The sequence below is a fragment of the Arachidicoccus sp. genome, assembly GCF_050436765.1.
Lineage (GTDB): Bacteria > Bacteroidota > Bacteroidia > Chitinophagales > Chitinophagaceae > Arachidicoccus.
Genome location: NZ_JBNQGD010000164.1, coordinates 1 through 8,520, shown reverse-complemented (window position 1 = coordinate 8,520; position 8,520 = coordinate 1). Strand labels below are relative to the sequence as shown.

Genomic DNA, 8,520 nt, shown 5'->3' with positions numbered 1-8,520 from the left:
TGATTCAGTAAAGGTAAATAAAAAATTAGCTGACACAGTTTATATTACACTCCCATAAAGTCAGATAAATAATGATCTGCATAGAACTTTCAACTTTCTGATATCCAAGAAAGACAAATGATTAATAACAGACGAAAATGATATTTAAAAAATATTAATTGTCTAATGGCCATTATTAATTTATTTCTATACATTTGCACATCGATGAACAACAATAAGAAATATACTAAGAAGATTAAACCGTTTCAACAGGAAGGGTAAACTTTGTATATGCTTTATATAAAATTTTAAAACCTTCCTCTGACAGGAAGGTTTTTTTATGTAGTTGTTTCGTCGTAAAATGATTTCATTCATCTAAAAAAAAACAAAATGAAAGTAGCCGTAGTGGGCGCCACCGGACTGGTTGGAACTAAAATGATGCAAGTTTTGGCAGAAAGAAATTTCCCAGTAACAGAACTGTTACCTGTAGCCTCAGAAAAAAGTGTAGGTAAAGAAGTAACTTTTAAAGGGAAAACATACAAGGTCATTGGTATGCAAGACGCTATTGATGCAAAGCCCAATGTAGCTATTTTTTCCGCAGGTGGAAATACTTCCTTAGAGTGGGCGCCTAAATTCGCAGCTGCTGGCATTACAGTAATTGACAACTCTTCTGCCTGGAGAATGGACACTACAAAAAAATTGGTCGTTCCGGAAATTAATGCAAGTGTTTTAACTCCAGAAGATAAAATAATTGCCAATCCCAACTGTTCTACCATTCAAATGGTCGTAGCGCTAAATCCCTTACACAGCAAATATAAAATAAGAAGATTGGTCGTCAGCACTTACCAAAGTGTAACAGGTACCGGTAAAAAGGCCGTTGACCAATTAATGAATGAAAGGAATAAAGTAGAAGGCGATAAGGCGTATCCTTATCCAATCGACTTAAATGTAATTCCTCAAATTGACGTTTTCTTAGAAAACGGTTATACTAAAGAGGAAATGAAAATGGTCAACGAAACAAAAAAAATACTTCAAGACGATTCCATACGTGTAACTGCAACAGCTGTTCGTATTCCGGTAATGGGTGGTCATAGTGAAAGCGTAAATGTAGAATTTGAAAATGATTTTGATTTAGACGAAGTAAAAGAAATTTTATCGAATAGCAGTGGCATCATATTACAGGACAATCTCAAAGATCTCATTTATCCAATGCCTTTATGGGCGCATGAAAAAGATGAAGTTTTTGTAGGCCGTCTTCGTAGAGATGAAACACAGGAAAATACCCTAAACATGTGGATTGTCAGCGACAATCTTCGCAAGGGAGCTGCAACCAATGCTGTGCAAATTGCAGAATATTTAGCATCAAAAAATATGTTGTAAGTTTATCTGGAAAACACCTAAAAAGGCAATGGAGAATTAAACTCCATTGCCTTTTTAAGTTTAGAAAGAAAAAGGATATTTTTACATCTTCAGTATCTCATTGGTACTAGCGGCCGTTTTCTTCTTATAAAAAAGTAGCCCAATCATCATAATTAACGAGGTAACCAGTATTACATAAAACAATATACCGTTATTAAAAGTCGAGAGTTTAAATTCATCAGGAATTTGATAGAAAATAACGATGGTCACTAACCCACGAGGAATAAAAATAACTTCAGGATATACACTTCCTCTTATTAAATACTTCAAATATAAGAAACGCGCCAACCAGAGTACGCCTATGATAATACTACCAATCAATACAACCTCTGAGTGGGCAATTACCTGAATATCTATTGAAAAACCAAATATCAAAAAGAAAAAAGTTTTAACAAGAAAAGAAGTCTCCATTGTGATCGACTGTAAATATTTATTTGTCTGATCCACTTCTTTTAAAGGGAATAATTTATTGATTACCGGAATATTGAGCAAGTCCCAGTTCTTCATCAACAAGCCAAAAATTAGTATAATAAATAAAGACGGCAGGCCCAACATCTTACCTCCTTCATATAATAATATCAACAATGCAAAGACTAGGAAAAATTTGATACTTACCGGCGAACGAGCTAATATTAAAAATAAGAGTATAGAAAATATTAAAGACAACACAACGGCAAATAAAATGTTTAAAAAGAATCCGCCAATGGCATGTAGCGTCACAATTTCGGAGCCTAGACAATAATTAAAAAACACAATCCCGATAATATCAGAAAAAGATGCTTCGTATACCAAAAACTCCTTTTTTACTTCGCTTAGGCTTTGTAAACTAGGTATCACAATAGAACTGCTCATAATAGACAATGGTATCGCATAAACAATGCACTTTATAGGCGCTTCATGAAGCCAAAAGAGCAATACACTACTAATGCCCGCAAGGGATAAAAGAAAAACAAACATCGCAGCGAAAAAGGAATTCCTAATCAGAGAGACTTTACTTTTTGCCAAACGCAGATCAAGACCGGCCTCTAATACAATCATGACCAAACCAACAGCACCTAGGAGTTCTACGATTTTTTCCGGAACTACCACTCCCCAACCTTGTTGATCCGAAATATATCTGACTGCCACACCAGTCAGCAGCAATAATAAAACAGAAGGCACTTTGATATAGTTAGACAATATGGAAAACAAGTAGGAAACGACTACAATCGTGCTCAAAATAATAATAATAAACCCCGCAGATAAATTCCCCATAACAATTATTTTTATTCGTTTCTCAATCCAGGCAACCCTATTTCTTTTCGAGCCAGCGCCATCTAGGTCTATGTTTTACTATGTTATATGTTTTGTATATAAAAGTTTGAATATACTTCATGGCATCATCCACACTATCCGTTAGAAAGAGCAAATTTATGTCAGCAGGTGAAATAGTGCCTTTTTCAGCCATTATTTGCATTTCTTCAAGAACGCTTTTATAAAATACGGAGCCAAATAACACAATTGGATATTTGTCAACCATTCTTGTTTGTATCAAAGTAAGAATCTCAAAACCTTCATCCATAGTACCAAATCCGCCAGGCATTATTATAAAAGCGAAAGAATGTTTCACCAACATGACCTTTCTCGTAAAAAAATGTTCAAAAACTATAGATGTCGTAAGATAAGGATTTTCATGTTGTTCATGAGGCAGCAGAATATTCATGCCTACAGAAATACCCTTCGCCTCAAACGCACCGCGATTTGCAGCTTCCATAATTCCTGGGCCGCCACCGGTAATAGTTGTAAAACTCATTTCGGCAATCCGTTTACCAAATTCTCTTGCCGCTTGACAATAAGGGTCATCTTCACCGAGTCTTGCAGAGCCAAATACTGTAATGCCAGGGCCAATATTGTGCAACAGTCTTGCGTTATACATGAATTGCCAAGCCACTCTTAGTGCAAAACCGACTTCCCAAATTCCCGATTTTGGGCTATCGAGATAAAGCATTTTTCTGGCACGTATTTTCTTTCCTTTCATCTATTTTATTTTGTGAAACCAACCGCTCAATAATAATTATCAGTTTAAAGGCAGTTCAAACGGAGACTTATATTGATATTAAGTAGCAAATTGAAAGATATAAAATTTCACGCAGTTTCTTTTCATTCTTATAAAAAAATAAATATCGTTTTTTGGATAAAAGCGACGATTTTTTTTCCAAGATTATGCGCAATAATTTATAAAATTGTACTTCAATATTACATTGCTCATCCAAAAATCCGTTAAAAGAATCTTCAGCATCACGCCCTTTTTAACACCCAAACAAAAAACAGATAGCGCCGAAATGGTTACGAATAAAGAATTATACAAGAATAAAACCGCTAAATATTTAAATACATCATTTCAAACATTTTGTTAATTAGTAATTTATAATGAGTCAAACAATGAACTGTACTGTAAATTTATGAAACAATAAATCAAAATATAAATGCATTTTCTTTCACAACATCGCAAAGCATTTCTCTAATCGAAAAGAAGTAAAATTCATCTTCGGTTAATTTATTTATATTTTAAAATAAAAAACAAAAACAATGAAATTGAAAAATTTACTATTGGTCATCATTATTAGCGCAACCACAGCTATGGGAAGTGTATGGGGTTTTTCAAAGTACCAAGAGGCAAAAATGGCGGGTACGCAAGAGGTAGATAAATTGCCGTTGAACTACGCCAGCTTCTATGACAAATCTACATCGCCACAAGGCCCATTAGACTTTACCGCAGCTTGCGCATCTGCAACGCCCGCGGTGGTACATATCAGGATTAAAACAAAGGCAAGGACTATTACCAATAACAATGCGCCCAGTCAAAGCCCTTTGGGAAATTTATTTGGAGACGGTAGTCCTTTTGGAAATCTATTTGGAGCTCCCGATGGCGTACAAACGATTCCCAGTCAACGCGCGAGCGGAAGTGGTGTTATCATTAGTCAAGACGGGTATATTATTACCAACAATCACGTTGTTCAAGATGCCGCAGAAATAACGGTGACTACAAGCGACAAAAAAACATATAAGGCAAAAGTAATCGGAACCGATCCTAACTATGATTTAGCTGTTGTAAAAATTGACGCCAAAAATCTACCTTACTTAGTTTATGGCAATAGTGACAATGTAAAATTAGGCCAATGGGTATTAGCAATTGGTTATCCATTTACGCTGGATGTAACTGTAACGGCCGGTATTGTTAGTGCAAAAGCAAGAGACATTGGTTTGGGTCGTCAAACAGATGGTGGGGCCTCTTCTATTGTGCAATCTTATATTCAAACAGATGCAGCTGTCAATCCTGGCAATAGCGGTGGAGCACTCATTAATACAGATGGGCAACTTATTGGAATTAACAGCGCAATAGCTTCAGAAACGGGCTCCTATAGTGGTTATTCATTTGCTATTCCTGTAAACATCGTAAAAAAAGTTACCAATGATTTAATCAAATATGGTGCGGTGCAACGTGGCTATTTGGGCGTAGAATATGGTGACATTTCTGCTATGCCTGATGAGCAAAAAGCAAAATTGAATATACAAAACTTCAACACCGGCATTTATGTAAGCAGCATAACAAAAGGAGGCGCAGCCCAAGCCGCAGATTTAAGAAAAGGTGATGTAATCACGAAAATTGATAATATACCAGTAGATAATTCAGGAGAACTAGCTGCTGTAATCGGCGATAAAAAACCAGGAGACAAAATAGTAGTCAGTTTTATGAGAGATGGGAAAGAACATACAACTACTGCCACTTTAAAAAACAATATTGGTGACGTAACCGCAATGAATAACAATGACGAGGTATCCACTTCAACCTTGGGGGCCAGCTTAAATACATTGAACGCGGATCAGCTTTCCAAATATGGCATAAACGGTGGCGTCCAGGTGAAGGATTTAACTGATGGTGCGCTCAAAAAAGCAGGCATAGAAAACAACTTCATTATATTTAGTATTAATGGCACGAGGGTGAAGACGGCCGAACAAGCGATGAAATTAATAAAATCAGCTTCAGGAGATGTAGTAATGCGCGGATTTTATCCGGGTAGCTCCTATATATATGGCTATAGATTTAATCTGGGAGATAAAGACAGTGACAGTAGCGGCTATTAGTTGTTGATTCATTCAAACTATAATTTAAAAGCGGGCAGTTCTAAGGAATTGCCCGTTTTTTTACCACTTATCCAATATACATTGAACTCATCAAGAAAATATATATTCAAAGGGCAAATATTAGAATAGAGAGAATAAGTTAATTAAATTTGGCCATAAACAAATAATCATGGCTATACTCGAATTGCAACATCTGAAAAAATATTATGCTACTCACAAAGCAGTAGATGATATTAGTTTCAAATTAGAGGAAGGAAAAATCTTCGGTTTGCTCGGTCCAAATGGTGCGGGAAAAACAACCCTAATTCGAATGATTACCGGCATCCTGTTTCCCGATGAAGGAGAAATTATATTTAACGGAAAAAAATTCGACCCACTCGACGACATCCAGCAAATTGGCTATATGCCTGAAGAAAGAGGGTTATACAAAAAAATGAAAATAGGCGATCAGGCGCTATACCTTGCACAACTAAAAGGCTTAAGCAAGTCAGATGCCATGGAAAAAATAAAATATTGGTTTGAGCGTCTGGATATGCAAAGCTGGTGGAATAAAAAGGTAGAGGACCTGAGTAAGGGCATGGGACAAAAATTACAATTTGTAATTACCGTTTTACATTCACCCAAACTCATCATTTTAGACGAGCCCTTCAGCGGATTAGATCCCGTAAATGCGAACTTAATTAAAGACGAAATATTTAATCTTGCGAAAAATGGTAGTACCATTATTTTCTCTACCCACCGCATGGAACAAGTAGAAGAAATATGTGACAACATCGCTTTAATAAATTTGGGAAAAAAAATTCTTGATGGCTCTGTCGAAAACATAAAGCAGGAATTCAAAGAACATCTTTACGAATTACGCGCTACCGAAAATATAAATAGCGTTTTAAATTCAGAGACATTCGATATTCATTCCGGCAAAAACAATAGCCTCACGATCAAAATAAAAGAAGGCCGTTCTGGCAATGATGTATTGAAATATTTTATAGACAGAAATATTGAAATAGCCCATTTTAGTGAAATATTACCCTCACTCAATGACATATTTATACGACTAGTTAACAACAAAGATGCCACTACACGCAGCTTTCAGAATAATTAAATTTCTAAAAAATGAATAAAATAATTTTAATTTTAAAAAGAGAGTTTCTCAGCCGCGTACAAAAGAAGACCTTTCTGTTAGTTACCATAGGATTGCCTATTTTAATTTGCGGCATCTACGCCTCTATTATATACTTTAGTGTAACCAACACGAGTCAAACGAAAATCTTGGTGGTGGACAACGCTAATATTTTCAAAGACACAATTGCGTCAAACGCAGATATATCGTTCAGCTTTGCAAAAAACGAGTCAAGTGATCAGTTAAATAAAAGGGCGCTGAAAAAAACATTAGATGGTTATATTTATATTCCAGCCGGAACTACATTGGCGGACAGTATTCAAATTGTTACCGGCAAAAAAATCGGAATTATTACCAGACAAAAGATCCAGGACGATATCAATAATCGTCTCCGAGAATTGAGAATGGCTGCATTGCCCATTAATCAGGGACTATTAAAACAAGCACAACAGGAAAGTAAAGTATCTTTTGAAAACGTCAATGACAAAAACGATTCAGATATGAAAGCCGGCATAGGCTACGGCGTTGGCTTTGCAAGCGGCATACTTATTTACCTGATTTTACTCTTATACGGCACCAGCGTAATGCGCGGTGTGATGGAAGAAAAGGTAAATCGTATCGCAGAAATTGTTGTAAGTAGCGTAAAACCTTTCCAATTAATGATGGGAAAGATATTAGGTATAGGCGCTGTTGGGCTTCTACAGTTTATCATCTGGATTGTTTTAGGTATTGGCTTAAAATTAATTTTAATCCCTATTTTATTTCCGGGGATAGGACACAGCATAGGTAGTCAGATGGATGCAAGTGGCAGCACCGCGCAAGTACAACAAGTATTGCAAGCACTTAGCAGCATCAACTTTACGATGATACTTTCCATGTTTTTTATTTATTTTATTGGCGGCTATTTATTGTATGCCTCCCTGTTCGCGGCTATTGGCTGTACTGTAAGTGATGGTCAACAAGATGCGCAGGGGCTGCAATTGCCTATCACTTTGCCGATTATTTTTGGTTTTGTAATAATGATGCAAGCTATCAACAATCCTACCAGCGGACTTTCAGTTTTTGGCAGTTTATTTCCCCTTACCTCTCCTGTTGTAATGATGGCACGTGTTTCCCAAGGCGTACCAGATGCCGTATCTTACTGGCAACTCACACTGAGTATCGTATTGCTTTTTGCAACCTTTCTATTTACGACATGGTTTGCTGGAAAGATCTACCGTACGGGGATTCTAATGTATGGGAAAAAACCTACCTGGAAAGAATTGATGAAATGGGCATTTAAGAAAACATAATTCACTGGGTTATTAAATTAAATATAACTAATCATTTTTAGGGATTCCATCCCATTGTTCAAAATGGGATGGATCGGAAAGTAAGACGGCTCTCAAGAGGCCCGTGTACCTCTATGATAATTTTGATTAAAAGCATATCCAAAAAACAGGAACCTCCTGCAACTTTCAAACCATATCGTGGAATTGTCTGCCCAGATTTCAATGGCTTTAACAATAGATAGGGCTGATTTTTCCGGCAATAGATTACAAACCGGCAACTTTCAATGATACCGATAATTTGACAGATTTACATAGTACGCCTCGTATCACAAAAATCTTTGGTTTTTTGATAGCTCGTTTGAAAGGTTTTATGTCTTGGGAAAAGGAATTTGAAATCACCAAAGAAGAAAGAAAATCTATAAGCAAATGATGAGGTGAAGTCACCCACAGGCCTATTTGTCAAACAGCACAATCATAGGGTTTATGGCCGCTTACTAAATACTCCTATTGCCAGCAGTTGCGAACCAAGGGTCGACAAGGAAATATAGTTAAAGAAAGGCCTATCGTTGATTATCATGATAGGCCTTTTCTTTATATTTTTGAATG

At 36.4% G+C, this 8,520-nt stretch carries 6 protein-coding genes; 4 read left to right on the top strand and 2 right to left on the bottom strand.

Annotation, left to right across the window (positions count from 1 at the left end; all coding sequences use genetic code 11):
• The first annotated feature begins 369 nt into the window (after positions 1-369).
• Complete coding sequence (locus ACQR30_RS07225) at positions 370-1,359, top strand: aspartate-semialdehyde dehydrogenase (protein ID WP_429733362.1); 990 nt, start codon at positions 370-372, stop codon at positions 1,357-1,359.
• A gap of 81 nt (positions 1,360-1,440) precedes the next feature.
• Here ACQR30_RS07225 and ACQR30_RS07220 read toward each other — a convergent pair whose 3' ends face one another.
• The gene (locus ACQR30_RS07220; RefSeq protein WP_429733359.1) at positions 1,441-2,652 is read right to left on the bottom strand and encodes a cation:proton antiporter; all 1,212 of its coding nucleotides are present in this window, start codon (positions 2,650-2,652) and stop codon (positions 1,441-1,443) included.
• A 37-nt stretch (positions 2,653-2,689) separates the two neighbouring features.
• The gene (locus tag ACQR30_RS07215; RefSeq protein WP_429733356.1) at positions 2,690-3,415 is read right to left on the bottom strand and encodes a TIGR00730 family Rossman fold protein; all 726 of its coding nucleotides are present in this window, start codon (positions 3,413-3,415) and stop codon (positions 2,690-2,692) included.
• 551 nt (positions 3,416-3,966) lie between these two features.
• On the opposite strand from ACQR30_RS07215, the gene ACQR30_RS07210 reads away from it, so the two are divergent.
• From ACQR30_RS07210 to ACQR30_RS07200, 3 genes are all read left to right on the top strand, one after another.
• Entirely contained in the window at positions 3,967-5,523 is a 1,557-nt protein-coding gene (locus ACQR30_RS07210; protein ID WP_429733353.1) for a trypsin-like peptidase domain-containing protein, read from the top strand.
• Positions 5,524-5,692: 169 nt separating this feature from the next.
• Positions 5,693-6,625 carry an ABC transporter ATP-binding protein gene (locus ACQR30_RS07205; protein WP_429733350.1) on the top strand — a complete coding sequence of 311 codons (933 nt, stop codon included), beginning with the start codon at positions 5,693-5,695 and terminating at the stop codon, positions 6,623-6,625.
• A gap of 11 nt (positions 6,626-6,636) precedes the next feature.
• Positions 6,637-7,935 carry an ABC transporter permease gene (locus tag ACQR30_RS07200; protein WP_429733348.1) on the top strand — a complete coding sequence of 433 codons (1,299 nt, stop codon included), beginning with the start codon at positions 6,637-6,639 and terminating at the stop codon, positions 7,933-7,935.
• Positions 7,936-8,520 lie beyond the last annotated feature (585 nt).